General features: G+C 60.6%; 23 protein-coding genes and 1 pseudogene. 14 read left to right on the forward strand and 10 right to left on the reverse strand.

All coding sequences use genetic code 11. From position 1 onward, the window contains the following. Positions 1–2: 2 nt before the first annotated feature. A complete protein-coding gene (locus ACN9MX_RS01500) occupies positions 3–2,483 on the reverse strand; it encodes a TonB-dependent receptor (protein ID WP_363829538.1) in 2,481 nt (826 codons plus the stop codon). Between the two features lie 1,013 nt (positions 2,484–3,496). Here ACN9MX_RS01500 and ACN9MX_RS01505 point away from each other — a divergent pair. Further along, on the forward strand, positions 3,497–5,851 hold the full coding sequence (locus ACN9MX_RS01505; protein WP_426387221.1) for a TonB-dependent receptor: 2,355 nt from the start codon (positions 3,497–3,499) through the stop codon (positions 5,849–5,851). Between the two features lie 119 nt (positions 5,852–5,970). Then, positions 5,971–8,145, forward strand: coding sequence for a molybdopterin-containing oxidoreductase family protein (locus ACN9MX_RS01510; protein ID WP_426387522.1), 2,175 nt, complete (start codon positions 5,971–5,973; stop codon positions 8,143–8,145). Between the two features lie 560 nt (positions 8,146–8,705). Here ACN9MX_RS01510 and ACN9MX_RS01515 read toward each other — a convergent pair. The 4 genes from ACN9MX_RS01515 to ACN9MX_RS01530 all read right to left on the reverse strand — a co-directional run bounded on the left by ACN9MX_RS01515 (position 8,706) and on the right by ACN9MX_RS01530 (position 11,788). Further along, positions 8,706–9,458: an LrgB family protein gene (locus ACN9MX_RS01515; protein ID WP_363824885.1), complete on the reverse strand. Its 753-nt coding sequence runs from the start codon at positions 9,456–9,458 to the stop codon at positions 8,706–8,708. Next, positions 9,415–9,807, reverse strand: coding sequence for a CidA/LrgA family protein (locus tag ACN9MX_RS01520; RefSeq protein ID WP_363824888.1), 393 nt, complete (start codon positions 9,805–9,807; stop codon positions 9,415–9,417). The genes ACN9MX_RS01515 and ACN9MX_RS01520 overlap by 44 nt, the downstream gene beginning before the upstream one ends. Positions 9,808–9,932: 125 nt before the next feature. Next, a complete protein-coding gene (locus ACN9MX_RS01525) occupies positions 9,933–10,481 on the reverse strand; it encodes an ester cyclase (RefSeq protein ID WP_363735597.1) in 549 nt (182 codons plus the stop codon). A gap of 128 nt (positions 10,482–10,609) precedes the next feature. Then, positions 10,610–11,788: an IclR family transcriptional regulator domain-containing protein gene (locus tag ACN9MX_RS01530; RefSeq protein WP_363735694.1), complete on the reverse strand. Its 1,179-nt coding sequence runs from the start codon at positions 11,786–11,788 to the stop codon at positions 10,610–10,612. Positions 11,789–12,188: 400 nt separating this feature from the next. On the opposite strand from ACN9MX_RS01530, the gene ACN9MX_RS01535 reads away from it, so the two are divergent. Continuing rightward, positions 12,189–12,956 carry a cyclase family protein gene (locus ACN9MX_RS01535; RefSeq protein WP_426387222.1) on the forward strand — a complete coding sequence of 256 codons (768 nt, stop codon included), beginning with the start codon at positions 12,189–12,191 and terminating at the stop codon, positions 12,954–12,956. A gap of 154 nt (positions 12,957–13,110) precedes the next feature. On the opposite strand, the gene ACN9MX_RS01540 is transcribed toward ACN9MX_RS01535, so the two are convergent. The 3 genes from ACN9MX_RS01540 to ACN9MX_RS01550 all read right to left on the reverse strand — a co-directional run bounded on the left by ACN9MX_RS01540 (position 13,111) and on the right by ACN9MX_RS01550 (position 15,315). Next, complete coding sequence (locus ACN9MX_RS01540; protein WP_133651602.1) at positions 13,111–13,305, reverse strand: tautomerase family protein; 195 nt, start codon at positions 13,303–13,305, stop codon at positions 13,111–13,113. Positions 13,306–13,425: 120 nt separating this feature from the next. Then, positions 13,426–13,848, reverse strand: a complete 423-nt coding sequence (locus ACN9MX_RS01545; RefSeq protein ID WP_133651603.1) for a GlcG/HbpS family heme-binding protein — start codon at positions 13,846–13,848, stop codon at positions 13,426–13,428. A 42-nt stretch (positions 13,849–13,890) separates the two neighbouring features. Further along, positions 13,891–15,315 (reverse strand): purine-cytosine permease family protein, encoded by a 1,425-nt coding sequence (locus tag ACN9MX_RS01550; RefSeq protein WP_133651604.1) that lies wholly within the window; start codon positions 15,313–15,315, stop codon positions 13,891–13,893. 510 nt (positions 15,316–15,825) lie between these two features. Between ACN9MX_RS01550 and ACN9MX_RS01555 the strand changes: the two genes are divergently transcribed. The 9 genes and pseudogenes from ACN9MX_RS01555 to ACN9MX_RS01595 form a co-directional block, all read left to right on the forward strand. After that, positions 15,826–16,713, forward strand: coding sequence for a tRNA U-34 5-methylaminomethyl-2-thiouridine biosynthesis protein (locus ACN9MX_RS01555; RefSeq protein WP_133651605.1), 888 nt, complete (start codon positions 15,826–15,828; stop codon positions 16,711–16,713). Beyond that, on the forward strand, positions 16,695–17,549 hold the full coding sequence (locus tag ACN9MX_RS01560; protein WP_363824892.1) for a tRNA U-34 5-methylaminomethyl-2-thiouridine biosynthesis protein: 855 nt from the start codon (positions 16,695–16,697) through the stop codon (positions 17,547–17,549). The genes ACN9MX_RS01555 and ACN9MX_RS01560 overlap by 19 nt, the downstream gene beginning before the upstream one ends. A 38-nt stretch (positions 17,550–17,587) precedes the next feature. After that, on the forward strand, positions 17,588–19,045 hold the full coding sequence (locus tag ACN9MX_RS01565; RefSeq protein WP_363735601.1) for a 2-hydroxymuconic semialdehyde dehydrogenase: 1,458 nt from the start codon (positions 17,588–17,590) through the stop codon (positions 19,043–19,045). Beyond that, positions 19,042–19,833 (forward strand): 2-keto-4-pentenoate hydratase, encoded by a 792-nt coding sequence (mhpD, locus tag ACN9MX_RS01570; RefSeq protein ID WP_363735602.1) that lies wholly within the window; start codon positions 19,042–19,044, stop codon positions 19,831–19,833. The genes ACN9MX_RS01565 and mhpD overlap by 4 nt, the downstream gene beginning before the upstream one ends. Before the next feature lie 87 nt (positions 19,834–19,920). Further along, entirely contained in the window at positions 19,921–20,682 is a 762-nt protein-coding gene (locus tag ACN9MX_RS01575) for a 2-keto-4-pentenoate hydratase (RefSeq protein ID WP_363824893.1), read from the forward strand. Further along, entirely contained in the window at positions 20,679–21,143 is a 465-nt protein-coding gene (locus ACN9MX_RS01580; protein ID WP_133651608.1) for a RidA family protein, read from the forward strand. Before ACN9MX_RS01575 ends, ACN9MX_RS01580 begins: the two co-directional genes overlap by 4 nt. A 93-nt stretch (positions 21,144–21,236) precedes the next feature. After that, entirely contained in the window at positions 21,237–21,596 is a 360-nt protein-coding gene (locus ACN9MX_RS01585; protein WP_363824895.1) for a nuclear transport factor 2 family protein, read from the forward strand. A 243-nt stretch (positions 21,597–21,839) separates the two neighbouring features. Further along, positions 21,840–22,631, forward strand: coding sequence for an IclR family transcriptional regulator (locus tag ACN9MX_RS01590; protein ID WP_363824896.1), 792 nt, complete (start codon positions 21,840–21,842; stop codon positions 22,629–22,631). Between the two features lie 24 nt (positions 22,632–22,655). Then, a pseudogene (locus tag ACN9MX_RS01595) lies at positions 22,656–22,781 on the forward strand (IS5/IS1182 family transposase); the annotation flags it as partial. Here ACN9MX_RS01595 and bla read toward each other — a convergent pair. Beyond that, entirely contained in the window at positions 22,781–23,686 is a 906-nt protein-coding gene (gene bla / locus ACN9MX_RS01600) for a subclass B3 metallo-beta-lactamase (protein WP_414714610.1), read from the reverse strand. The pseudogene ACN9MX_RS01595 and the gene bla overlap by 1 nt on opposite strands. 97 nt (positions 23,687–23,783) lie before the next feature. Here bla and ACN9MX_RS01605 point away from each other — a divergent pair, with 97 nt between their 5' ends. Both ACN9MX_RS01605 and ACN9MX_RS01610 read left to right on the forward strand, forming a co-directional pair. Next, the gene (locus ACN9MX_RS01605) at positions 23,784–24,695 is read left to right on the forward strand and encodes a LysR family transcriptional regulator (RefSeq protein ID WP_363824898.1); all 912 of its coding nucleotides are present in this window, start codon (positions 23,784–23,786) and stop codon (positions 24,693–24,695) included. A gap of 143 nt (positions 24,696–24,838) precedes the next feature. Next, the gene (locus tag ACN9MX_RS01610) at positions 24,839–25,768 is read left to right on the forward strand and encodes a LysR family transcriptional regulator (RefSeq protein ID WP_133651613.1); all 930 of its coding nucleotides are present in this window, start codon (positions 24,839–24,841) and stop codon (positions 25,766–25,768) included. A gap of 47 nt (positions 25,769–25,815) precedes the next feature. Here ACN9MX_RS01610 and ACN9MX_RS01615 read toward each other — a convergent pair whose 3' ends face one another. Next, the gene (locus ACN9MX_RS01615) at positions 25,816–26,511 is read right to left on the reverse strand and encodes a YoaK family protein (RefSeq protein WP_363824900.1); all 696 of its coding nucleotides are present in this window, start codon (positions 26,509–26,511) and stop codon (positions 25,816–25,818) included. Between the last annotated feature and the right edge of the window lie 59 nt (positions 26,512–26,570).

A 26,570-nucleotide genomic window follows, 5' to 3' on the forward strand; every position in this document is an offset into this window, starting at 1 on the left:
TATCAGAAGTTATACCTGGCACCCAGTTGGAAGAGGCGCGGCGGCTTGTAGGAAACCTCGTTGCAACCGCAGAGCGAAGCCAGATCGAAGCCCTGCACGCCGGCGCGGACATCGGTGAGGTTGCGGACGCGCAGGTTGAGGGTCCAGACCTCGTTGGTCCAGCCGAGCCCGGCATTGACCATCACGTACCGACCGAACTTGTCTGCATCGAAGTTCCTGAGATTGTAGTAGAAGCTGGAGCTGTACTGGGCGTCTGCGCCGATCGAGAGCTTCCCGCCAAAGGCGTCCCATTCGTAGCGGGCAATGGCGCTCGCCTGGAAAGCTGGAGCATAGACAGGCTTGACGTCACGCGTGATCGGCCCGCCCACGCGCAGCGGCACGTCCTTCACCTTGGCATCGAAATAGGAAACCGAGACCCCGAGATCGAGCCCGTCTGCCGGAGCGGTGAACAGGCTCGCTTCCGCACCGTAGTTCCTCGCGTCGGCGTTGACGACAACGCCAGATACACCGCTGAACAGGAAGGCCTGATAGTCGCTGTAATCATAGTAGAAAGCGCTGGCATTGAAGCGCGTCTTGCGATCCGGGGTCGTGTACTTGAAGCCACCTTCGTAGCTGAGCAGGACTTCCGGGCGGTATGGGATCGCACTTGCCGGAACACCCAGTCCCCCTGGTATCTGGGCGTTGTAGCTGCCGGCCTTCACGCCACGGTTGATGCCTGCGTAGACGAGCAGGTCAGGCGTCACCTGAAAATCGAGCTGGACCTTTCCGGCCCAAAGCGAGGAACCCTTCTTGTCCACAAAGGGAGCCGGCCCGTTTGCGCCGAAGACCGGACCGATAACAAAAGGCGTGCCGACCTGGGCCTGCCGGGAATCCGTTGTTCCCCAGATGCCCTGAAGGAAGTTGTAGTCCTTCAGTTCGCGGATGAAGCGGCCGCCCGTGGTGAGTTTGAGGCGGTCTGTCAGATGCCAGTCGATCTGACCGAACACGGAATAGGAATTCGTGATCAGGTGGGCATCTGTCCCGAGATCGAATGGTGCGCCCGGCACGACGCTGCCGACGGGGAATTTCAGGCCGTTGATCGAGTGCGTGTCGATGTGGAGGTAGTAGAAACCCGTCGTCCAATCGAACATGTCGGTCTTGCCGGAAAGGCGGAATTCCTGGCTCAATGTCCATGCATCGACGCCTTGATAGTTGCCGGTCTGGTTGCCCGGACCCGCATCGACGTCGAGAAAGAGAAGCTTGTAGAACTTCTTGTAGTCCGTAACCGAAGTGAGCGTGATGTCGTTGCTCAGTTCGAACTCGCCGTTGAGATTTACGCCATAGGTGTGAGACTTGTTCAAACCCGAGAAGGCGAAATCCGAAGAAGTGCGGAAGTCAGCGCCATCGGGATCGATATAGCCGAAATAGTCACCCCCCGCGACCGGACGGCCGAAGCTGTCGCCGAAGACGCCGTCGTTATTGAGGTCCGAACCCGCGTCCTGACCATTGGCTCCGATGGATGCTCGCGTTTCATTGGGGGCTGCATTGATGACGTTGATCAACTCGCCAGCGGCATCGAACTGCGCGATAGTCGGCTTCTGTTGATAGGCTGCGGTTGCGAGGCGCGATCGGCCGGCGTTGATCGACAGCGTGATGGACGCACTGTCGCTCGGCTTGAACAAGGTGGTCAGACGGCCGGCGAGGGTGTCGTCGTCACCCATGTTCGCTCCTGCGCCTGCGCCCGGCGAGCCGCCGACCGCACCCAGCGGATAGAGATTGCGCAGCAGCGCTCCGCTCTTGTTCCAGAGAACCGCGACGCGGGTGGCGACCTTCTCGCCCATCGGCAGATTTAAGGCCGCCTCGCCGCGGAACGTGCCCGGATTCGCCGGTGAGTCGTAAATGCCGTAATTCAGATCGACGAAGCCGCTGGTTTTTCCGAGTTCAGGCTTAACGGTGATATAATGCACCAGGCCGCCGGTGGCGTTCCGCCCAAAGAGAGTGCCCTGCGGTCCTTTCAGCACCTCGACGCGATCGATGTCGAACAGAGCGAACGTCTGTCCCTGGCCGATCGCAATGTAGCCATCGTCAAGGTAGACCGCGTTGGGTGCTTCCACGACATCATTGAAGTCATTCTGGGTGACGCCGCGGATGGTGTACTGGCTGTTCTGCCCGGCAATGGCGCCGCCGAGGTGTACGCCCGGGGTGAGGGCTGCGATATCGCGAGAGTCGACGACGTTGAGGGCGCGAAGCTGGTCGCCGGAATAGGCGCTGATCGCGATGCCGACATTCTGGATGTTTTCTGAACGGCGCTGTGCCGTGACGATGATTTCACCGCCCAAGGCCGATTGCCCCGTTGATCCGGACGTGTCCGCGCTTTGCACCTCGGCGGTAGCTGTCGTCGACTGTGCTTCCTGAGCATGTCCCGTTGTAGAGATCAGAGCAAAGGTTGCGGTGCTGATGCCAAGTAGAGCCTTCGTTCTTAAACGCATGTCCCATTCCCCCATCTGGCCGGCTCCAGCCGGACTCTCGTTATTCGAGATATCACGTCAAAATAGTAAGATCAATTGAAAATCAATCTAAGATGCAGGCAGTTTCGATCAAAGGTGGAAAAAGCCAGCGACCGCGCTGCCAGGCCGTGGCAAAGCTGCGATTGCAAATTGGGTGAACGGAGGATGTGGCCTGAAGGAACGGGCTGCCGGCGCGCGCCTTAAGGGCGGACCCATGCGGCGGCTTACCAGTCCAGGGCTAGAGCAGTAGCAGTTCGCTGAACCGATGTGGCCCGCCACGTTCGAACTGCGTACCGGCCCGTGGCGCCCGCAAGCCAAATCAAAAAGCCTGACCCGCGACCGATGGAAGCGTTAGCGAGGAAAGTCAGAGGATCCCTTGCGGAGTTGGGGACAGGAAGGCGCCACACAAGACCCTCGGCACGGCATGGCCATTCGTCATGCCGAAGGCACTGTCCACGGCGCATTTCTTTACTGCCTTTGGGCACGCCGGCCCGCCATTATCCGCCCAGATCATGCTGCTGCGATCCCACTCCAGTTCGCTTTCCGGCGTCCAAAGGTGGGACTGGCATAATTTAATATATGGGGTGCTTGACAGCACAAGAAAAATCGACAAGTTTTGCTCAAAGGCCGAAACTAACGAAATTAGTGCCTGTATGTTTCATTCGTGCGAAATTGCTCGCAGCGGCATCGAAGGTACCGGGCGAGGCGAGCCCATAAGGCGGTCATCCACACGCGGCGTGTGAGACGAACATCATCGGACGCTCTGCAAGGGGCGCGATTGCTTGAGGCGTATTCGGCTGGATCAAGATCAACCGGGCCACACCACCGATAAGATCACCTGGCCAACAGTCCCCGCGGAATGGTCCATCTCGCCACTGCCAGATACCGGCTCAAATTTAGCCAAGGTCTGGCAGCATCTTGGAATGATTTCTCTTGATCTTGATATGTAGACTCGATATCTCGAATATCGAGAGTCCGGAGGGAACCGGGCTGATAAAGGGGAATAAGGCATGCGTTTAAAAACGAAGATTCTGCTTGGTATCGGCGCCACGACTTTCGCCCTGGTTTCCACAACGGGATATGCTCAGGCGCAGGCCCCGCAGTCGAAAGCCTCTGAAGGCGGTATGGACAACGGTGAGATTGTCGTGACGGCGCAGCATCGTGAGCAGCGTCTTCAGGATGTTGGCATCTCGATCACCGCCCTGGGGAGTGAGCAGCTGGCCCGGCTTGGCGTGACGAGCAGCATCGACATTGGCCGCATTACGCCGGGCGTCCACGTTTCGGGCAATTTCGGTGGCCAGACCGCACAATATACCATCCGCGGCGTCACCCAGAACGACTTCAGCGACGTGCTCGAAGGCCCGGTCGCGGTCTACTTCGACGATGGCTATATCGGCAGCCTCAGCGGCCAGATCTTCGGCACCTTCGACCTTGAGCGCGTGGAAATTCTGAAGGGGCCGCAGGGAACCCTGTTCGGACGCAATGCCACCGGCGGCCTGGTCCACTTCATTCCGCGCAAGCCGACCGACCAGCTTTCGATCAACGCGAACGCGACCTATGGCCGGTTCAACCAGACCCGCCTTGAAGCGGGTATCGGCGGCCCGCTGGGCAATGGCTTCTCTGGCCGCGCCACGATCCTGTACAATCGCCAGGATCCGATCTTCAAGAACATCTATCCGGTTGGAAACAGCGCGCCCGGTCCTGTGCCTGCCCGCTGCTGCGAGAACACCTGGAACGACAACACCCTCGGCGGGCGGTTGCAGCTCCAGTACGAAACGGGTGACTGGAAGATCCGCGTGCAGGGTTCGGCCCTGCGCAGCATCGCGTCGACCAGCCCGTACAAGTCCTTCCCCGCGGCGCCGGTGTTCAACAGCGACGGCCAGTTGATCGATACGATCAGGCTTCCCGAAACGGACCCGGTTCTGGGCGCCACTCAGCAGCCGCGCGACAACAACTACATCTCCCAGGCGATGGCGCTTGACGACCGCAACCGGATGCAGACCTACAACGCGGCCCTGCACATCGACGGGTCGATCGGTGCGGTCGATGTGGCCCTGATCACCGACTGGAAGCAGTTGAAGAAGTCGTTCCTGACTGACACCGCACTGGTGCCGGTAAACTTCCTGGGCGTCGCCAGCGATGCAAACACCCAGCAGTTTTCGCAGGAACTCCGGTTGTCCGGGAAAAGTGACAGCCTGAACTGGAGTGCAGGCGCCTATTATCTGAACCTCAATGCCAAGGACGCCAGCGGGTTCCTTGTTCCCGAGGGTTCGATCCTGGTCAATCCCCTTGGCTTGCCTCCGGGCGGCGGGGACCTGATCAACTTCAACCAGCTCAAGACGCAGTCCTTCTCGCTGTTCTCCCAGCTCGAATGGAAATTCGCTCCGCAGCTGACTTTGGTTGCCGGCGGACGAATCATCTTTGAACATCAAAGCTATTCCTACCGTTCGGCCCTGATCCAGAATGATCGCGACTATTATATCGACAGCGTCGAACTGGCTCCGCTGCCGGCCTATCAGAAGGCCGATGGCACGCTGATCTTCGATCCCTATCGCAACAAGCGGAGCAACAACCTGTGGGCCGGCAAGCTCCAGCTCGAATATCGGCCGAACTCCGACACCCTTGTCTATGTCGGCGTCAATCGCGGCGTGAAGGGCGGGGCCTACAACGCCAAGTACCAGGACGGCAGCCTCCCGCTTCTCGAATCCCAGATGGCCTACGGACCCGAAACGCTGTGGTCCTACGAAGCGGGCGTGAAGGCGACCTTGCTGGATGGCGCAGTCGTCGCCAATCTCGCGGCCTTCTATTATGACTACAAGAACTACCAGGCGTTCCTGTTCGTAAACTCGTCGGGTCTGGTCACGAACAGCCCGGCGACCAACTACGGTATCGAAGGCAGTCTCCAGATCAAGCCAACGGACCGGCTTCTGGTCAACCTTGGCGCGTCCGTCTTCCGGCCCAAGGTGAAGAATGTCGTCACCGCACCTGCCACGGCTACCGCGCCGGCCATTGTCAAGGACACCGAGCCTGCCTTCGCGCCCCGCGAGCAGTTCTCGGCGATCGTGAGTTGGACGCCGCCCATTGCGAACGATGCGATTTCGCTGTCGGCAAATGCCAACTACACCGGCCGGTTCTTCAACAACCTGCGCAACTTCACCGGGGAAGTCACGAAGGGCTATATCCTGACCGCCGCCAATGTGGAGTGGAAGCTCACGCCCCAGTTCACCGCGGCTGCTTCGCTCGACAACATCTTCGACAAGCGGGTCAACGTGATCGGGTTCGATCTGGCGACCTTCTGCGGCTGCATGCATGAATCGTACAACCGCCCGAGGACCTGGAGAATTTCGCTGCGCTACGAACTGTAATGACCTGATGTACCGAATATCGTGAATGTGCGTGCCAAGGCTTGATGGGCTATGCCCGTCAAGCCTTGGTCATGCCGCGCTTCGAAGAAAATCGTCGAGGAGATTGACCCGTGCGAACAGTGACGTCCTTTTGCAGAACTTGCACTGCTGGCTGCGGTACGAAACTGACTATTGACGATGAGGACCGGATCGTCAGCATTCGCGGCGACGAGAATAACGCGATGAGCCGCGGCTATGCCTGCTTCAAGGGAATTCACAGTCACGAAGCGCAATATAGTCCCGAACGCCTGCTGCATCCCCTGAAGCGCCAGCCGGACGGCACCTTCGCGCGCATCTCGATCGAGCAGGCGCTCGATGAGATTGCCGAGAAGATGAAGGTGATCATCGACCGCGACGGTCCCGAGGCGCTGGGCCTGTTCATCGGCAACGGGGCGAACTTCAACTCCGCCGCCTTCTCGATCCACTTGCCGTTCATGCAGGCGGTGGGATCGCGGCACTTTTTCACCACCAATACGCTCGACCAGTCCGCCAAGATGATTACCTATGAGCGCATGGGTTTCTGGGCAGCCGGCCCGCAGCGCTTCGATACCGCCGATGTGATGATGGTCTTCGGCAGCAACCCGCTGATCTCGCACGCATCGCTCAACTTCCTGATGGCCGATCCGGTCCGCACGATGAAGGCGGCGCGGGCGCGGGGCATGAAGCTCATCGTCATCGATCCCCGGCTGACCGAAACCGCGCGCTATGCCGACATCCACCTCCAGCCGATCCCGGGGCACGACGCGACGATCGCCGCAGGCATGATCCGCATGATCCTCGCCGAAGGCTGGGAGGACAAGGAGTTCTGCGAGCGCTATGTCGGCCCCGAGGGCATGGCCGCGCTGCGCGAGGCGGTCGAGCCGTTCAACGAGGAGATGGTGACGCACCGCGCCGGATTGCCCGAGGGCCAGCTGCGCGCCGCCACCGAGATGTTCGCGCGCGATTCGAAGCGCGGGCCGGTTTCCACGGGCACGGGCAATAATTTCGGGCCGAACTCGAACGTGGCCCAGCATCTGGCAGACGCCATGAACGTCGTGTGCGGACGCTTCCTGCGCGAAGGGGACACCACGCTCGTCGAGATGCTCAGCCCCGAGGCGCCGATCTATCCCGAGGTGATCCCGCCCTCGCGCACCTGGGAGCATGTCCCGCCGAGCCGCATCCGCGGCGTTGGAACGCTGCTCAACCGCGAGGAAATGAGCGGAACGCTTCCCGATGAGATCCTGACCCCGGGCAAGGGACAGATCCGCGGCCTGCTGATCCAGGGCGGCAACCCCGTCGTTGCCATTCCGGGCCAGAAGAAAGTCGTTGAGGCGATGAAGTCGCTGGAACTCTCGGTGATGATCGACCCGTTCATGCACCAGACCTCGCAATATTGCGATTACATATTGCCGCCGAAAATGCCCTACGAGCGCGCGGACCTGCCGCTGACCATTCCCACCATCGTCTTCACCACCATCAACTGGATCCAGTATACGCCGGCCGCCGTGCCGCCGCCCGCGGGGTCCGAGCTGGTCGAGGACTGGCAGGTCTATACCGGCATCGCCAAGCGGCTCGGGCTGGAGATCGAATACAATCACACGACCAAGATCGACCTCGACACGGTGACCACCGACGACCTGCTCGCCATTCGCGCCGCCGACGGCCGGGTGAAGCTCGACGAGATGAAAAAATATCCGAGCGGCAACTCCTTCCCGTTCGCGTCCGAGCGGGTGGCGGCGCCTCGCCCGGAAGGCACGGCCAAATTCGACGTGATGCCCGCCGACGTGAGGGGCGAGCTCGAAGAGGCGCTGGCCTATGCCATCACGCCCGACAATATTGTCAGCAAGGGCAGGAAGTTCACCCACCTCGTCAGCTCCCGCCGGATGCGCCACATGTTCAACAGCGTCGGCACGATCGGCATGCCGAGCGTCCGGGCCAGAGCGAAGTTCAATCCAGCCTATATCCATCCGGCCGACATGGCCGATCTGGGCATAGAGAATGGCGATCACATCGAACTCGAATCCGATGTCGGCAAGATCACCGCGATCGCCGAGGCGGACGAGACGATGCGTCCGGGCGTGATCTCTATCCCGCACGGCTTTGGTCCGGCCACCGGTGAGATGGACGAGGATGGCGGGGTCTCCATCGGTGCCCTCATCGTCGCCGATGAATTCTATCAGCGCGTCAACGCCATCCCACGGATGACCGCCATCCCCGTGAATGTCCGGCGCCTGAGCAGCAGGATTGTCGGGCACCAGACCGCAGAAGTGGAGTGAGCCATATGCATGAAATGCCCCCGCAACGGGGATCGGTGAAGATCAGATTTTGAATGCGGGCCGGGTTCGCCAGGTGGCCGGGATAGCAGTGCGATGACCATGGTGCCCCAAGCGCGTCGGCACAGCGCACGTCTGGTCGCCTGACGGAAGGGCAGGGCTCGCCCTTGAGGTGCGGTATAATTTAGGCCGCTATCCGCTGACGCGGTCGAGGACCACGCTTTTGTGTTGCGATGCGACGTCGTGGGAAACGATCCGGAGTTTTGCGCCAAATGGCTTCACAAGCATCGTCGTGGATTAGAGCGGTTTCGATCTGATTGAATCAGATCGCCGCTCTGGATTCCTTGTTTTTCGCGATTTCTTAACCAGCGATCGGTTCCGATCGCTTGGAAATCGCTTTAACACGCGTCGTGCTGGAAGCTGGCACTCTTTCCACGTTTATTTGACACGTGTTGAGGGAACGAGGTGTCGGATCAAATACATCTGCCCATGCCATGCAAAGGGAGCGCTGTCGGCACGGGTCGACAAGGGCGATGTGCACCGGTCCCGCTCTATACCGTCCCTCAAACGATCAACGACCAGGCGATGGGCAGGAATACAGATGTCAGGATCGCATTGAGCGCCATGGCGAGTGCAGCAAATGCTCCGGCGGTCTTGTTGACCTGCAGCGCTCGAGCGGTGCCAATGCCATGACTGGCGATGCCCAGTGCAAAGCCGCGGGCTTCCCAATCGTCGATCTTCATGCGGTTCATCAAGACCGGTCCGGCAATTGCGCCAAAGATACCGGTGAGGATTACCAACACAGCTGTTAGTGCTTCAATTCCCCCGAGTTGCTCCACGATCGCCATTGCGACAGGTGCTGTTACCGACTTAGGGGAAATCGTGACAAGCGTTGCCCTGTCGGCACCAAGAGCCCAGGCAATGATGACTGCGCTTGCCGAAGCTGTCACTGATCCGACGAACAGGCTGACGAGGATCGCGCGCGCCGAACGTTTAAGCGTGTCGATCTGGCGATAAAGCGGAATGGCAAGCGCCACGGTAGCCGGCCCCAGCAGGAAATGGATGAATTTGGCGCCATCGAAATAAACGGGGTAGGTGGTGTTGGTCAGTGTCAGAACAGCAATCACGATCGCAATTGCCAGAAGGACAGGATTACAAGCAGAGTTCCGGCCGGACTTCTCATAGACCAAGCTGCCGATTTGATATGCGATCAGCGTCAGGACGATATGTGGCAGCGGGCCTTTTACCAGATGGTCCCAGATGGTTTGCACGTCAGTCATTGGCGCCAGCGTCGTTGGCGATTTGCGGAGACGCATGGCAATTCTTTCGACGGCCGCGGTTCAGCCTTGCCATCGTCGCAGCGGTTACGGCGATTGTCAGCAGGCTCGAACAGACGATGGCTGCGCCCAGAGGAAGCAGGTTTGCCTTCAGGATGGCGACGCTGCCCATGATGCCGACGCCCGCGGGCACGAACAGTAGTGAGAGATTGGACAGCAACGCATCTCCAGCCTTTTCGAGGTCTTCTGGCAGGTCGCCCCAGACAACGAGAAGTCCGAGCAGCAGGACCATGCCGAGCACGGGGCCGGGAAAGGAAATGTGGACGACTTGCACGATGACCTCACCAGCAAATTGGCAGGCGAGGATCAGCAGAAACCACTTCAACATGGGGCTTGAATCCATTGTTCAGACTTGACCGCGGCGGGTTGAGTCCAGGCCCTGCCGACTTGCAGGCCCCCGGAGTCCCCTCAACGACTTGTTTGCGAGCAGGAGGTGTCGCAAAGAATCTGGAACTAGATAGGCTTGTGCTTGCTGCTGGTCCAGGCTGCGCCCAAAAGTTCGTTGCTGGGCAGACTGTTATCCAGAACCTTGCGGGCAGTTTCTACACCCGCGATCGGCAGGCTTGCCGGGTCAAGCAAGCCGATCTGCACGAGTACGGATGCTTGATCCCAGTAGATGTGCTCATGCGCGACTTTGCCATCCCTGAAGTTCACGATAGCGACCATGGCAATTTCGACGGGCTTGCCGGTCGGTGCAATGCCCGGCAACATCCAGTCGATCTGTGAGCTGTGCGTGAAGCTGAAAATCATCTCGTCGACGATCTGGCTTGCGCCCACCGTCCTGCTGACGAGGGTCAATTTCGTGTCGTCAGGATTGCCGCCAATGAAATGATATCGATAAAAGCGCTTCAGTGCATCGTGCCCCACACCCCCTGCAAGAGTGGGTATGTGGTTGACATAGGGTTCGGCAACCATCGTCGCCATCGTTGCGTCGACATCACGCGTATCGAACTCGTAGCTGCAATGTTCCTCCCAGAGCGCAATCATTTCTTCAGTGGTCATAAACCTGCATCCTGCAAAAGATCGGCATCAAGAGTTCGAAAGAGCGACGACCTCGTCAACGGCCAAATGACGCGCCGTCTCATTGGATGAGAAACCCCCGTCACACAGTGTAGCCGCGCCCGGATCACTCAGGATTGCGGGCTGTAAGCCACTGCCCTGATCATGATCCCCTGATGCGGGTGCATGAATTCGTTGACGCCGACCGTGGTGCGGGTCGGGCCGTCTGGCGGAAAGAAGGTGGCGTAAACTTCGTTGTAGACGCCATAGGCCGACATGTCGGTCAGATAGGCGTGAAGATCGACGATATCCGAGATGCTGGAGCCCACATCGTTGAGCATCTCGGCGAGCGAATTGAGGATGTAGCGGGTCTGTTCACGGAAATCGATGTCGAAGGTGCCATCTTCGTTGAAGCGGACGCCTTCGAAGCTGTTGTCCTCGCGGCGGGCGCTGGTGCCGGAAATGAAGATGAAATTGTCCACGCGCTTGAGGTGCGGATAGTTGCCGAGCGGCCTTGCACGGCCTCCGAAGATCTTGCTTTGCGAGAACAGGTGGCGCTCCACGCTTTTGGAGGTTTCGCGCAGGCGATTCTTCACTTCGATCACGCGGTCGTCATCGAGCCGTGAGGCGGGCGCCGAAAGCGCGATCGCGGCAATTACCCTGCCGCTCGAATTGTGTAACGGGACCGCGACGGACCGGAGGCCGTCTTCCCATTCACCATCGTCAACCGCGTAGCCGCGATCTGCAATCCGGTTCAGCTCGGCGGTCATGGCCTCGGGCGAGGTGATCGTGTTTTCGGTGAACTTCACGAGTTCGAGGTTGGCGGCAAAGGCCTTGCGCTGTGTTTCACCCATTGCCGCAAGGAACACTTTGCCCCCGGCAGTACAGTGCAGGGGGAAGGGGCGGCCGACGTCCTGATTGATCAGCAGCGACCTGTCGGGCAGCGCAATCGTGGAATTCATCGCCTCGTTGCCGACGCGGACTACGCAATGCAGCGCTTCGCGGAATTCGAGAGCCAGCTCCTCAAGATGCGGCTGGATCGCGTCGAGTAGAATGGTGTCGCCATCGACCTTGCCACCCAGATCCGACAGCGTCGGACCAAGCTGAAACCGTCCGTTGCGCGTCCGCACGATCGCGCCTTCGCTCTCCAGCGTCAGCAGGAAGCGATGCACGGTTGCAAGATTGGAGCCCGTGGCCTGCGCGATCTCCGTGGCTGACACGTCCCGGCCCATCGATGCGATGGTCCTGAGGAGGGCGAATGCCTTTCCTACGGAGCTGTTTTTGGGGGTTAGAAGGGGGCCGCGAATGATGTGCTTCCTTTGAAAGAACGGACGTAAAACTGCCGCTGCGGCATATCAGCGGGCTAGGTGACGCGCAAGTTGCTGAGGCACCTGGCGGGAACGCCGGAATCGCCGCGAAAAGCTGCCAACAGTTGCGTTGACATAACTGAAGCATGATGGCACGATCTCAATGCATAATCTAATTATCTCATTTAGTAAGATATGCTTTTGGAGTCGGAGGGAGCTGGGGGTTTCTGAGGTTCGGGTCAGCACATCAGTAGTCGTTTGTTGGGAGTGTCTCCGAGCAAGAGGCATGAGCCGGACGTGACCGTCCGCGGCGCAAGCGGCCAATCGGGCGCAACGCTGAAATGTGCTGCAGGATCGCCAGGGAATTCCCCCGATGCCGGACTTGGAATCAAAGGAGTTCACCATGAGTTCAATTCTTCAGGAATTTGTCCAGGCGTTGAAGTCGAGGAAGGTCGAGATCATCGACATGAGCCATACGCTGCAACCCGCTACCCCGGTCATCCAACTGCCGGAACCGTTCAACCAGACGCTGCCGTTCCGCATCGAGGAAATCTCCAACTTCGATGAACGCGGCCCCAACTGGTACTGGAACAACATCCATCTGGGCGAACATACCGGTACGCACTTTGACGCGCCGATCCACTGGATCACCGGCCGCGACTATCCCGACGGCTCGGTGGACAAGATCCCCGCCGAGAAGCTGATCGCGCCGGCCATCGTCATCGACGTCACCGCCAAGGTCGATGCCGACGACGAATATCTGATGACGCTGGACGACGTGAAGGCATGGGAAGACGAACACGGCATGATCCCGGAAGGTGCCTGGGTTCTCGTCCGCACCGGCTGGCAGTCTCGCTATCCGACCGAGAAGTTCCTGGACAACAGCCGCTGGCCCGGCCAGCACCCTGACGTTCCGGGCTTCCTCGCGCATGAGCGCAAGGTCATCGGCGTCGGCACCGAACCGGTGGGCACCGACGCTGGTGCGGCCCATTCGTTTGAAACCCGCTGGCCTTGCCACCACCACATGCACGGCACCAACCGCTACGGCCTGTCGAGCCTTGCCAACATGGACAAGCTCCCCGCGACCGGCGCCGTGCTGATCACGCCGCCGCTGAAGATCATCAAGGGTTCGGGCAGCCCGTGCCGCGTGCTGGCACTGGTCGAGCGTTAAGATCGGTCTCCTCCTCGCGGGTTTGCCGCGGGGAGGAGAATTGGCGGTTCACGGCGGCTCCGGGCCGCTGGCGGATCAAAGCCGAAAAAGAGCCCAGGCACTATGGTGTGCCTGGGCTCTTTCTGCTTCCGGCAACAACTGCCGGAGGAGGGCTTCAGGCCAAAGGGGGCTCCGCCTTCGTGACTCCGGCGACGCCCCAATTTTCGGGTTCGACCTCGGAGAGGATGACCCGAACCTGCACGGGTTGGACCTCAAGCGTGGCCACGATCGCGTCCGTCACGCGCGAGATCAGCAGTTTGCGGTCTTCGGACGATCTACCCTTGAGGATCTGGATGCTGGCGATCGGCATGGCTTGTCCTGGCGCTTTGGGGGCTCTGTCGGAATGCAGCCTTGCCGGCCTGCATTTCCCTGTTGCCCTGCCTGACAGCAAAAGGCCCGGAAAGCGTTTCTGCTTTCCGGGCCTTGATGGTCAGAAACCGATGGCGGCTATGCCAGCCATGGCGGCCAACTCATCATTGTCGCTGAGGTCGCCGGTAACCCCGACCGCGCCGACGACTTCCTTGTCGGCGTTGCGGATCAGCAGGCCACCCGCAGCAGGGACGATGCCGCCCGGGCTGATCATGCCCAGCGAATTGACGAAAGTGGGCCGCTCGGCTGCCATTTCGTTCAGGGCACGCGAGGACAGGCCAAGGGCGAGCGCCCCATTGGCCTTGCCGATCGCGATCTGCGGACGCAGGTTGGAGGAATTGTCTTCGCGCGCCAGGGCAAGCAGATGGCCACCGGGATCGAGCACGGCGACCGTCAGCGGCTGAAGGTTGCGCGCGCGGCCATCCTTCAGCGTTGCGTCGACCAGGGCTTGTGCCTGAGCGAGAGTGATACTGCGTCCTGCCATTGATATACCTTTGCAAAATCGGGATTTGAACGAGGAGTGCCTTCAGGCGTGAGCCGGCACCAGCGAGTTCAGCTGTCGCAGGCGCAGCGGCGGATAGATGATCAGGCACATTGCCAGGGTCGTGAAACCCTCGATCGGCAGGATGCCCGACAGCACATAATGCGACATGAATACGGCTGCGATGAGGGTGGCGACACCCGACCAGTTGACGGCTTCCGCGTTCGCCACCTTCGTCGCCAGATCGTTGTCGAACATGCGGCGGACGATGTAGAAATCTGCGACGATGATCCCGGCAAAGGCCGTGGTCAGCACGCCCAGCATCGTCACCCATGAATTGATCAGTTCGAGCAGATTGCCATAGATCATGAGCAGGCCCATGATGTTGCCGAGGATCACGAAGGCGAGGCGGCCGGGGCGGAAGCTGAGGGCGTCGAACAGGTTCGAAAGCGAAAGCGAGGCGCTGTAGGTGTTGAGCACCTGCGTCTTGCCCTGGGCGAGAACGAGCAGGAGCGCGCCCATCGTCCCGCCGAGCACGACGAAGGCTGCTGTGATGCTATCCGGGCTCTGGAGAGCGGCATGCCGCGCAGCTTCGACCGTCAGTCCCTGAACCTGGGTGTAGAACTGGATCAGGGCAGGGCCGCCAGCATAAAGGATCACGCCGCCGGTCACCATCATCAGAAGGTCCATCGCGATGTTGCCCATCAGGGCGGCAATGCCGATGTCGACCGAGCGACGCGCATAGCGGCCAAGGTCGGCATCGAACAGGGAGAGCGCTCCGGCCGAGCCGATCAGGACGTTGATGGCGAAGATGAACTTTGCCTTGTCCGTGGCCGCGCCCATCTTCTCAAGCGCCTCGGGCGGGAACTGCGAGCCGAAGGAAAGCAGTTCGCCGACGGTGTAATGGCTGCCCGCAACCGCCACATACATGACGTAGGCGAGGACCAGCAGCGAGAGGATCAGCGAGATCGAGGAGACCTTGGCCACGAGCTTGAAGCCATAGGCCGTAAGCAGGATCCACAGCAGCGTCATGCCGCCATAGATCAGGATCTTGGTCGTGACCGTGTCCTCGAGTTGGAAGTAGAACACGAAGCCGTGATAGAGCAGCGCATTTTCGAGGGCGAGAAAGCCGATGATCATGAACGCGTAAATGAGCGATGAGATCACCGAACCTTGCCGACCGAAGCCGTAGAAGCGCGAAAGGACCGTGCTGGACAGGCCCGAGCGATAGGCGATGTGACCGCAGGCCCAGCCAAGCAGCGCGCCGAGTATCGTCACGATCGCTCCGGCGATCAGGCCGATCTTGATGCCCGCCACAAAGGTCACCAGGGCGCCGAAGAAGATCTGGACCAGGGAGACCACCATGCCGGTCGTGTTCCATGTGAGCGACAACCATCCCTGGCGCAGTTCCACCGGGACCGGTTCCAGGGCGTGGTCCTCAATCTGTTCCGAAACACTTTCGTGGGTCATGTCTAATTCGCCTCTCGCGATGCGTCTCTGGGACGGGCGGACAGGGATCGCACGTTGCGGTGCATCGTGCGGGGCAAGCAATCGTTTCGAGCCACTGCTGCAATCTCGCGGTAGACTGGCGTGACCAGGCCCGGCCGAGGGTCGATGACTCCACTCCCGGAAGAATCGGCCTGAGAGCCTTGCAACCGGACTTTCCCGGCCTTGCTCGCGCCCTTGCAGCTTCGGTTTGAAATCTTCAATATTAAGATATGAATTTTCTTTGATGGGATATAATGATGTTGCAATCTGGCGTCAAGCGGACCTGAAAATGTCAAAAATGCTGAGATTTCAGTAGGAAATGAAGGTGGCGCCCTGTTGCCTGACCTCACTCTCCAAATGGCATCGTGACCCATCGGATCGCCAAAAGCGCGGGCCGGCCCTGTTGACTGCCGGCCAAAGCCGTGTAAGGTTGTTCTCACAGATTACGAGTTCATTCTCTCATTTTTTGAGATTTGTAAGGAGCCAGTGGTTATGTCGGGAGAAGGCAAGATTGTCGCGGGGTTTGTTGCACCTCATCCGCCCCATCTGGTCTATGCTGAAAATCCGCCGCAGAACGAGCCCCGCTCGGAAGGTGGCTGGGAAACGCTTCGTTGGGCATATGACCACGTTCGCCGCGCAATCGACGAACTGAAGCCCGATGTCCTGCTGGTCCATTCACCGCACTGGATTACGCAGGTCGGCCATCATTTCCTGGGCGTTAAGGATCTGAAGGGGAAATCGGTCGATCCGATCTTCCCGAACCTGTTCCGCTACAATTTCGACATGCAGATCGATGTGGATCTGGCCGAGGCTTGCTGCGCGGAAGCCGAAGCGGCCGGCCTGGTGTCTCAGATGATGCGCAATCCCAATTTTCGCGTCGACTATGGCACGATCACCACGCTGCACATGGTTCGTCCACAGTGGGATATTCCTGTCGTCGGCATCTCGGCGAACAATTCGCCTTATTATCTGCAGCTTGGCGAAGGCATGGAGCAGATGGAGCGCCTGGGCGTGGCAACGCGTGAGGCTATTCGGAAGAGCGGAAAGCGGGCCGTGTTGCTCGCCTCGAATACCTTCTCGCACTATCACTTCAAGGAAGAGCCAGTTCCGCCGGAAGATATGAGCCGCGAACACCCGGAAAGATATGACGGGTACAAGTGGGATGTCCGCATGATCAACCTGATGCGCGAGGGCAAGATCCGCGAAGTCATGGACCTCTTCCCGCAGTGGGTCGATGAGGCCTTCGCCGAAGTGAAATCCGGCGCGTTCCCGTGGATGATGTCAGCGATGGATTACCCCACCATCCCGGCCGTGCTGCACGGATATGGTTCGGTCATCGGGACAGGCAACGCGGTCATGGAATGGCGTCTCGCCGCCTGACCCCTGGTTCCTTGGAGGTTTATGAAATGAGCATTGTTTCCGCGTTTCTCATCCCGGGTAACCCATTGCCGTTCCTTCGTCCTGACAATCCGCCGTGGGCGGCCCTGGCAGAGGGCGCGCGGGCAGCCGGCAAGGCACTGGCTGAATCCAGGCCTGATGTTCTGCTCATCTATTCAACCCAATGGATGGCGGTGCTGGACCAGCTTTGGCAGGCACGCGAACACAGCACCGATATCCATGTGGATGAGAACTGGTACGCCTTTGGCGATCTGCAGGCCAATCTCAGGGCCGATGTGGATCTGGTCCACGCCTGCGTCGAGGCCGCCGTTGCTGCAGGTATCAAGTCGAAGGCTGTAGATTATGACGGTTTCCCGATCGATACGGGAACTATCGTCGCCACCGGTTTCGTCAACCCGACCGGCGAGATCAAGGCAGTGGCCGCAGCGAACAATCTCTATCACGATTTTGCCATGACCGAAAAACTGGCAAAGCTGGCCGCCGAGCAAGCCGAATTGCAGGGCAAGCGGGTGGCGGTGCTTGCCGTCGGCGGGTTGTCAGGCAAATATATCGACGAAAAGATCGACATCGCTGCTGACCATTTCGGCGGCGAGAATGACGACGTACACAACCGGAAACTTCTGTCGCTCATGGAAGCGGGGGACGTGGCAGCGTTGCGAGCCTGGCTGCCCGACTATGCCAAGGTGACGGGCGCCGACATGAGCATGAAGCATCTTGCGTGGATTCTCGGAGCCACGGGCGGCTTCCGCGGGGCCAAAACGCTGGCCTATGGGCCGACCTATGGTGCGGGCGCTGCGGTGGTTCAATTCGAACTATAAGCCTTTTTGCAACTTGATAAGCTGAATCGGTGCATCGGATGTCTAATACCCAATATCGAAACTTCGTTGGTGGCCAGTTCGTGGCAACCAACCGCAGCTTCGAAGATATCAATCCGGCGACAGGCAAGGTCTACGCTGAAGTTCACGAGGCCGGAGCCGACCTCGTGGACGAAGCCGCCGACCATGCCCGGAAGGCGCTCAAGGGGGATTGGGGCAAGACCACTCCCGAGCAGCGTGCCGCCTTGCTGGACAAGATCGCTGACGGGATCGAGCGCCGCTTCCAGGACTTCCTTGAAGCCGAGGTTCATGACACCGGCAAGCCGGCATCGCTGGCATCCACGCTGGACGTGCCACGGGGCGCTGCAAACTTCCGCGCGTTTTCCTCGATGATCCGCACCACCGGCGGTGAGGTTTTCGAGACCCCGACGCCGGACGGATCGATTGCGCTGAACTACACCCAGCGTCGTCCGCTCGGCACCGTCGGCGTCATTTCGCCATGGAACCTGCCGCTGCTGCTGTTTTCGTGGAAGGTCGCTCCGGCGCTCGCCTGCGGCAATGCGATCATTGCCAAGCCTTCCGAAGAAACGCCGGGCACGGCAACGTTGCTGGCTGAGGTCATTGCCGAAGCGGGTGTGCCGGACGGCGTGTTCAACCTCGTCCACGGCTTCGGTGCGAACTCCGCGGGCGAAGCGATCGTCAGGTCGTCGAAGGTCAATGGCATTACCTTTACCGGCGAATCCGGGACCGGTGCAACGATCATGCGGCAGGCTGCCGAAGGCGTGCGTCCCGTATCGTTCGAACTGGGTGGCAAGAATGCGGCCATCGTTTTCGCGGACTGCGATTTCGAAGAGACGGTCGCTGGCGTTGCGCGGTCGAGCTTCCTGAATACCGGGCAGGTCTGCATGTGCACCGAGCGCGTATATGTCGAGCGGCCGATCTACGAGAAGTTTGTGGCTGCCCTGACCGCGCATGCCAAGGGGATGCGCATTGGCGATCCGTGGGCCAAGGATACCCAGCTTGGCCCGGTGATCTCGCAGAAGCACCGCGAGAAGATTCTCGGTTACATGGCTCTCGCCCGCGAGGAAGGGGCAGAAGTGATGACCGGGGGCGGTATCCACGCTGCGAGCGAAAGCCTTGGTGGGTGGTTCATCGAGCCGACCGTGTGGACCGGCCTCGCGCAGGATTCGCGCTGCATGCAGGAAGAAGTCTTTGGGCCGGTCTGCAACGTGCTGCCCTTCGACACCGAAGAAGAAGCCGTCATGCTCGCCAATGACAGCAAATATGGCCTCGTCTCGGCCGTGTGGACTTCGAACCTCAAGCGTGGGCATCGCGTTGCGGCGCAGATCGACGTCGGGATCGTCTGGCTGAACGCCTGGTTCCTGCGTGACCTGAGGACGCCTTTCGGCGGCACGAAGCTGTCCGGCCTTGGCCGCGAAGGCGGGCATCATTCGCTCGACTTCTACTCCGAACTCAAGAATATTTGCGTGAAGCTATGACCAACATGATTGAAAAAGCCGCAGAATTGCTGCGCAATGCCGAGGCGGCAAAGAGCCCGTGCGCGCCGGTGAGGACGTTCCTTCCTGCGGACGATCTTGCCGCTGCCTACGAAGTGCAGAAGATCAATGCCCAGCTTGCCGTGTCCGCCGGGCGCCGGATTTCGGGCAAGAAAATCGGTCTGACTTCGGCTGCGGTGCAGAGGCAGCTTGGCGTGAACCAGCCCGACTATGGCGTGCTCTTTGCCGACATGGAAGCGCCCAGCGGCGCGAGCATTGCTTTCGAGCAGGTTCTTCAGCCCAAGGTCGAGGCGGAAGTCGCTTTGGTGATCGGCAAGGAACTTCGTCATGCGGATACGACGCTGGCGGAATTGATCGGTGCGGTGGAATTCGTTCTTCCGGCTCTGGAAATCGTCGGCAGCCGCATCGCCAACTGGGATATCTCGATAGTCGACACCATTGCCGACAACGCTTCATGCGGCGCATATGTCCTTGGGCACCGGCCCGTGAAGCTGGCAGATGTGGACCTTGGAATGTGCGGGATGGCACTGTCCAATCGCGGCGAGCCGGTTTCCGTCGGAGCAGGGCTCGCATGCTTGGGTCATCCACTGAACGCCGCTCTGTGGTTGGCAAGGACCATGGCGAAGGTCGAGCAGCCGCTCCAGCCCGGAGACGTCGTGCTTACCGGTGCTCTGGGGCCGATGGTGCCGGTAAAGGCCGGCGAGACTTACGAAGCCGACATCAACGGCTTGGGCAGCGTTTCGGTGAATTTCCTGCCGGCCGCTGGATGAAAATGTTTGAGTGCTTCCCTCCAGCCAGCGCTCCTGAGAAGGTGTCGAGCGGGGAAATGAAGTTGCAGTGTTTTGAGGAGCAGAGTTTTGGTCGATATTGATGCAATGGCCGAGGCAGTGGACGCTGCCGCGCTTCATGCTCGACCCATCGGTCAGCTTGGCGATGCGTTGAGCGTCGAAGATGCCTACCGCATCCAGGCCCGCTCGATCGAGCGTCGCATCGCTCGTGGCGAACGCCGGGTCGGCGTGAAGATGGGCTTCACCAGCCGCGCGAAGATGGTTCAGATGGGCGTGTCCGACCTCATCTGGGGCCGCCTGACCGATGCGATGCGCGTGGACGACGGCGGCACCATCGAAATGGAGCGCTACGTGCACCCACGCTGCGAGCCGGAAATCGCGTTCCTGATCGGCAAGGAAATTGCTGGCCCGATCACACTTCTGGAAGCCCAGAATGCGGTTGAAGCGATCGCGCCCGCAATCGAGATCATCGATTCCCGCTACGAAGGATTCAAGTTTACATGGACTGACGTCGTGGCCGACAACGCCTCTTCCTCAGGCTTTGTCGTGGGGTCGTGGCATCGCCGGATCGACGACATCACCAACCTGGGCATGGTGATGCGCTTCGATGGCAAGCCGGTGCAGGTCGGTTCGAGCGCTGCGATCCTTGGCCAGCCCTATCGCGCATTGGCTGACGCCTCGCGCCTCGTGGCCCTGGCCGGAGAGCGCCTGATGCCCGGTGACATCGTGCTGGCTGGCGCAGCGACCTCGGCCGAGGCCCTGCGGCCCGGTGTAAGCGTTTCCCTTGGCGTGCAGAACCTCGGTACTGCCGAATTCCAGGTAGCAAAATGACTGTAGAAACCATCAAGAGCAAGGCAGCCGCTGTTGCCGGTGTAAAAGCGCCTGAGGCAGCTGTCATCAGCGAACTCGCTGTACCTCGCGGTGCCTTTCCGCACTACCGGCGGGCCGGCGATCTGGTCTTCGTGTCCGGCACAAGCTCGCGCCGCCAGGACGGTACCTTCGAAGGAGCCGAAGTTGACGCAATGGGCGTCACGAAGCTGGATATCAAGGAGCAAAGCCGTGCCGTGATCCGGAACATCGGCGAGATCCTCAAGCATGCCGGCCTTGCGCTGAGCGACGTCGTCGAGGTCAGCGTGTTCCTTGTCAACATGAACGATTTTGGTGGTTTCAACGAAGTTTGGGCGGAATTTTTCAGCGAGAATGGGCCGACCCGGACGACCGTTGCCGTCCACCAGCTGCCGCACCCGCTGCTGCTGGTCGAGATGAAGGCGATCGCCTTCGACCCGAAGTGAACTGAGGTGGCAAAGACCGGAACATGATCGTCCGGTCTTTGCCAGATTGCATTTTCCGGTGAGCCATGCGGCAAAGCCGAGAGGAGGTTTCAGATGGGACGCGAAGAGGTCATCAGGTCCTATCTCCAGGCGATGGAGAATGGCGACATGGCAGCGACGCTTGCCTGTTTCGCCTTGGGCGCGACTGTCAAGTCACCGGTCTATGGCAGCATGCCGGTCGAGCCGTTTTACGAACGGCTCTACGGTGATACGACCAGTGCGAAAGTGGATATTATCAATATCTACGGTTCAGTAGCCAATGAGAATGCTTGGGCCGCACATTTTGACTATAAGTGGACGCGGAAGGACGGCCAGTCACTGGCATCCAGTCTTGTAGATCTTTTTACGTTCGATGAAACCTTGGGGAAAATCGAGAATTTGGAGATAATATTTGATCGCGGGGCGATGAAATAACTCCTTTTTTCTGAAGGTTGCTTGATTTTTACGGCTCGACAGAGCCGAATGCTATCGCTCGACTAAAAAAGAGAAATGGCGCTTGCGGGTGTCGCAGCCAGAACCCGAAGTTTTGGACAGGCGAATGCGAAAGCTGTGCGCTCCGGCTCGTGGGGGCGTCGTCAGTCACGCCCGTGAAGTTGACGACGACGTCTGCCTGACCCACTGTTCCGTATCCATCGGAGACATAAAGCTGGACGCCTGATGAGCACGCCCGGAACGCCTACGATCAACGCGCTCTCGCGCAGCCTCCAGATGCTGGAGGCGGTGCTTGTGGACAGGGAAGGGCGGAGCGTCGCCGCGATAGCCGCATCGCTTGATATGCCTATCGCAACGGCGCATCGGCAGGTGGCGACCCTCGTTGCCGATGGATTTCTCGCCCGTATTTCGGGGCGCCAGTTGGGTCCGGGTGCGCGGTTGCTGCGCCTTCTCGAACTGATCGATGAGAAGCAGATCATCGCCGCCGCGGCCGTAGGCAAGCTTTCGCGCCTGGCGAACAAGCTCGATTGCGTTGTACAGCTTGGCACGCTCGAGAACGAGATGGTGACGTACCGTCTCAAGACCGGCCCCCGCGCGGACGACCTGTTTACGCAAGTCGGCCTGCAGCTGGAGGCCTATTGCACGGGAATTGGCAAGGTGCTTCTTGCTTATCTGCCCGAAGCCCAGCGTGAAGCCTATCTTGCCACGGGCCCATTCCCGGCACTCACCGATCGCACGATCACCGACCCGGCCCAGCTGCGCGATGAACTGGTTTGCATCGCCAGCGAACGCGTAGCATTCGATCATGAGGAGACCGCCGAGGGGCTTTCATGCGTGGCGGTTCCCGTGGCCATGCCGGACGGCCGGGTGCTGGCGGCCATTTCCGCATCCAGAAACAGTTCGTCGCCCGGTCCCTTCAATCTCAAGGAGCTTTCGCAACTGATGGCAACCGCTCGCGAGATTGAGGTCGCAATCGCGCTGGCGAAGGCCAATGAGGGTGGTAGCAAAGGTCCCTGACAGAGGTTGGGCGCGGGCGGCATGGGCCGTGACGCCGACAGGTTCCGGGATGTCTTGCAGGCAAAGGGCGTCAAACCCTGCATCTCCGGTCGAAGATCGCACAACGCGCGCGTCAAATATGACAAGCGCCGCTACAGGCGCCGCAACCGTTATCTTCTGACTCTGATCGGTGAGTCCTGACCCTGGCGCCGCTCTGATTTCATGCGCTGCTCCAGCGCCTTGCGCGAGCGTTCCGCATAAGCGCGGCAGGCGCCTGGCCGGGCGTTGTACCGACCCGGGCCGGCATTGTCGGGGTGAGCCGAAATCAGGATGTCGCAGCGCGTTTGGCTCATCGTGGCATAGCTTTTACGGAAGCCGGTGACGATCGGGCGGGCGGTCGGCGCGGTGTAGCGAAAGTCGTCGGTCGATACCGGGTTCAGGCTGGCGGCAAATATGATCGTCCGGCACAACTTCCGTTCGCACGACTGCCAGCGCCAGCTCATGCTGCCCATCGTATGACCTGGCGTCGCCAATGCGGTGACTGTCATATTGCCCAGCCGCAAGCTCTGGTTGCCGCGGATCGTCTGCACCTTTGCGACCGCTGGCCAGGAACCGCCATAGCCGTGTTGCGGATCGTCGGCTGCATGGCGACCGGCCAGCAGCCCTTCCGCGCCCCGCGGACTGGCGACGACAGTCGCGCCTGTGTCGCGCGCCAGCGCCGCAATGCCGCCGGCATGGTCGAAATGGGGTTCGGTGCTGAGAATATATTTGATGTCGCGCGGGCGAAAGCCCAGGCGCCTGACATTGTCGAGGATGGCGGGTGCAGCCTGTGGCAGCGCGCCATCAATCAGGATCAGGCCCGCACCCGTGTCGATCAGGGCGACACTCAGGCCCCCGAAGCCAACAAGATAGCTATTACCGAAGATCTTCTGTGGCGGCGCCGGAGAAAGCCATTCTGCGGTTCGAGAGCCAATGATGGGCTTTGTCAGCGGATCCTCCCCCGTTTGCGCCAAACCGTTGATCGAACTCAATAGCGCGGCCAGGGCGGCGGCCGTTGCAAGTCGCATCTTCAACATTCGCAAATCTCCTTCACGGGCAGGATTGCGGCAGGAGTGACGCGGAAACAAAGCATCATTTCTCGACAGAGCCATGAGTTGAGTTCATGGATGATCGATGGATCGTGCCCAGATTCCTCTTAATGCCCTGCGCGCTTTCGACGCGGCGGCGCGCCATCTCAACTTCACGCGCGCGGCGATCGAACTGTGCGTCAGCCAAGGGGCGGTCAGCCATCAGGTTGCGCAGCTCGAACGGCGGCTCGGCACGCGCCTGTTCCATCGGCTGCCGCGTGGTCTGGCACTCACCGACGACGGACAGGCGCTGGCGCCCGTGCTGGCCGAGATGTTCGATCGGCTGGGCGCGATGCTCGATCAATATGCCGATGGACGGTTTCGCGAGGTACTGAACATCGGTGTTGTCGGCACGTTCGCTACCGGCTGGCTGCTTCCTCGACTTGATGGGTTCGCGCGCGCCTGTCCTCACATCGACCTGCGCGTTTCGACCAACAATAATCGCGTCGACATGGCGGCGGAAGCGCTCGACTTCGCGATACGGTTCGGGGACGGCGCCTGGCACGGGGTCCTTGCCGAACCCTTGTTCGAAGCGAGGTTGACGCCGCTCTGCGCGCCATCGGTCGCCAACCGCCTGAGCAGCCCCCGCGACCTGAGCCAGGAACCCTTGCTGCGTTCGTACCGGCCGGACGAATGGCGCCGCTGGTTCGAGGCAGCGGGTGCCCCTCAACCCGTGCTGCGCGGCCCGGTATTCGACAGTTCCGCGTTGATGGTCGCGGCGGCAGCAAATGGACTGGGGGTGGCGCTGGCGCCGGTCGCGATGTTCACCAGCGAACTGATGGCGGAACGCCTGGTCCAGCCGTTCGACATTGCGGTCGACGCCGGCCGTTATTGGCTGACGCGCCTTTTATCGCGCAGGGAAAGCGACGCCATGCGGTCATTTCGGCGCTGGCTGCTGGATGAGGCCATGGCGGAAGCGCGATCATGGTCCGAAGACGCTTTGCCAGCCATGGCGTGACAGCCCGTCAGGCGGATCGGTCCCTGTTCGCCGACATGTCTCCGTTGGACGGCCTCGAACCGTCGATGGAGGCCTGTTTTGCCTTGCGAACCCTTCGGCCTGCATGGATAAATGCCGGCCTATTCGTTCGAGAAAGTGGAGCAATGAATACGCCCGGCACGCCGACCTTCGACCAACTCCGCATCTTCCTGAGTATCGTCGACACGGGAAGCTTTGCGGCCGCCGCACGGAAGCTCAATCGTGCCGTGTCGGTGATCAGCTATGGCATCGCCAATCTGGAAGCGCAGCTCGGGCTGACATTGTTCGACCGGGAGGGCACGCGCAAGCCGCAACTGACGGTGGAGGGCCGTGCCCTGCTGGCCGAGGCTCGCAGCATATCGCATGGTTTCGATGGACTGCGCGCGAAGGTAAAAGGCCTGCTCGACGGGTTGGAGGCGGAGGTTGACCTGGCCGTGGATGTCATGGTGCCGTCAGAACGCCTTGGCAAAATCCTCCGCAATTTCGCGGTCGAGTTTCCGACGGTGCAACTGCGCCTGCATGTCGAGGCTCTGGGCGCGATCACGGCCATGGTGCTGGATCGCGGCGCCGCAATCGGGATCTCCGGGCCGTTGGCGGCGGGCGTGGAAGGCGTCGAGTGCATCGCGGCCGGATCGGTTCCGATGGTACCGGTTGCGGCGCCCGACCATCCGCTTGGCCGCATGGAGCGGATACCCCCAGGCGCTGGGCGGGAGCATACCCAATTGGTGCTGACGGACCGTTCCCGCTTCACGGAGGGGCAGGATTATTCAGTCACGAGTCCCAAGACATGGCGCCTCGCGGATCTGGGCGCCAAACATGCGCTGCTGCGTGAAGGGATCGGGTGGGGCAACATGCCACTGTCGATGATCGAACCGGACCTTCTCGCCGGCACGCTGGTGCGGCTTGCCATGCCCGATCATGTCGGCGGAACATATCGCTTTGCGGGCGTGTGGCGTCGAGATGCTCCGCCGGGACCGGCGGCCTCCTGGCTGCTCGACCAGTTCGTCGCTCTGGGCGCGGACGACATGGAACTGGAGGGGATGGGCGATATCTGATCACACCGAAGGGCGGCCTGACGCCGGGCCGAGCGCGTGTTGGAGGATCAGAGTGGCCTGGCGGCGGCGGGGTGAAGCATGCAGGCGATCGTGCCTGCGAAGATCAGCGTGCCGGCAAGAATGAGCGGGGCAACCAGTCCGCCATGGGTGACGAGATAGGCACCGATGGCGGCGCCAAGGAAGATCGCCGCCACACTGCCGATGCGCCGTGCCCAGTTCGGATTGGTTCCGCCAGCAAGGCCGGAATCAGCCGCGAGGCCGGTGATCGTGAGCGTGAGGACGGTCGTGGTGAGGTCCGGCACCTTGAGCTGACGGATGGTCGCATTGCGAAAGCCCATGGCGAGCCCGGTCAGCGCGATGATGATGTTGACGCTGGAGCCGGGGGACTGTGTCGCCACGTCGAAGCCGATGGCGACAGCGGCTGCAATCCAGAGCAGCGCGGCCTCGATGGAGGCGGCGATGAACAGCCACCGGCGAAGGGGCGAGCCCATATGGTGTTTGCCCACGCGTCCGGCGATCAGCGCGCCGACCATGAACGCTGCAATGGCGAAGACATAGGGGGCAACCCTGAACCCTGGCGTGTCGCTCGCGGCGAAGCCGAGGAAGGCGATGTTGCCTGTCATGTTCGCCGTGAAGACCTTGCCAAGGCCGAGCACCGATATGGCGTCGACGAGCCCCGTCGTCACGGAGAGGAGCAGCAGCAGCCAGGGCAAGGGCGATGTGGCGGTTTTGTCGGCGGTCATGACTGTCTCCCTTGGATGTCCATGCCTGCGTCTACCGGCAACCGCGCTGTTGATGCAGT

The organism is Sphingobium sp. R-21, from assembly GCF_049913335.1.
GTDB lineage: Bacteria > Pseudomonadota > Alphaproteobacteria > Sphingomonadales > Sphingomonadaceae > Sphingobium.

Bases quoted from the DNA above. Each gene is read 5' to 3' on its own strand.
- ACN9MX_RS01500 (WP_363829538.1), bottom strand. From the start codon at position 2,483: ATGGGGGAATGGGACATGCGTTTAAGAACGAAGGCTCTACTTGGCATC.
- ACN9MX_RS01505 (WP_426387221.1), top strand. From the start codon at position 3,497: ATGCGTTTAAAAACGAAGATTCTGCTTGGTATCGGCGCCACGACTTTC.
- ACN9MX_RS01515 (WP_363824885.1), bottom strand. From the start codon at position 9,458: ATGCGTCTCCGCAAATCGCCAACGACGCTGGCGCCAATGACTGACGTG.
- ACN9MX_RS01520 (WP_363824888.1), bottom strand. From the start codon at position 9,807: ATGTTGAAGTGGTTTCTGCTGATCCTCGCCTGCCAATTTGCTGGTGAG.
- ACN9MX_RS01525 (WP_363735597.1), bottom strand. From the start codon at position 10,481: ATGACCACTGAAGAAATGATTGCGCTCTGGGAGGAACATTGCAGCTAC.
- ACN9MX_RS01535 (WP_426387222.1), top strand. From the start codon at position 12,189: ATGAGTTCAATTCTTCAGGAATTTGTCCAGGCGTTGAAGTCGAGGAAG.
- ACN9MX_RS01540 (WP_133651602.1), bottom strand. From the start codon at position 13,305: ATGCCGATCGCCAGCATCCAGATCCTCAAGGGTAGATCGTCCGAAGAC.
- ACN9MX_RS01545 (WP_133651603.1), bottom strand. From the start codon at position 13,848: ATGGCAGGACGCAGTATCACTCTCGCTCAGGCACAAGCCCTGGTCGAC.
- ACN9MX_RS01550 (WP_133651604.1), bottom strand. From the start codon at position 15,315: ATGACCCACGAAAGTGTTTCGGAACAGATTGAGGACCACGCCCTGGAA.
- ACN9MX_RS01555 (WP_133651605.1), top strand. From the start codon at position 15,826: ATGTCGGGAGAAGGCAAGATTGTCGCGGGGTTTGTTGCACCTCATCCG.
- ACN9MX_RS01560 (WP_363824892.1), top strand. From the start codon at position 16,695: ATGGCGTCTCGCCGCCTGACCCCTGGTTCCTTGGAGGTTTATGAAATG.
- ACN9MX_RS01565 (WP_363735601.1), top strand. From the start codon at position 17,588: ATGTCTAATACCCAATATCGAAACTTCGTTGGTGGCCAGTTCGTGGCA.
- mhpD (WP_363735602.1), top strand. From the start codon at position 19,042: ATGACCAACATGATTGAAAAAGCCGCAGAATTGCTGCGCAATGCCGAG.
- ACN9MX_RS01580 (WP_133651608.1), top strand. From the start codon at position 20,679: ATGACTGTAGAAACCATCAAGAGCAAGGCAGCCGCTGTTGCCGGTGTA.
- ACN9MX_RS01585 (WP_363824895.1), top strand. From the start codon at position 21,237: ATGGGACGCGAAGAGGTCATCAGGTCCTATCTCCAGGCGATGGAGAAT.
- ACN9MX_RS01590 (WP_363824896.1), top strand. From the start codon at position 21,840: ATGAGCACGCCCGGAACGCCTACGATCAACGCGCTCTCGCGCAGCCTC.
- bla (WP_414714610.1), bottom strand. From the start codon at position 23,686: ATGTTGAAGATGCGACTTGCAACGGCCGCCGCCCTGGCCGCGCTATTG.
- ACN9MX_RS01605 (WP_363824898.1), top strand. From the start codon at position 23,784: ATGGATCGTGCCCAGATTCCTCTTAATGCCCTGCGCGCTTTCGACGCG.
- ACN9MX_RS01610 (WP_133651613.1), top strand. From the start codon at position 24,839: ATGAATACGCCCGGCACGCCGACCTTCGACCAACTCCGCATCTTCCTG.
- ACN9MX_RS01615 (WP_363824900.1), bottom strand. From the start codon at position 26,511: ATGACCGCCGACAAAACCGCCACATCGCCCTTGCCCTGGCTGCTGCTG.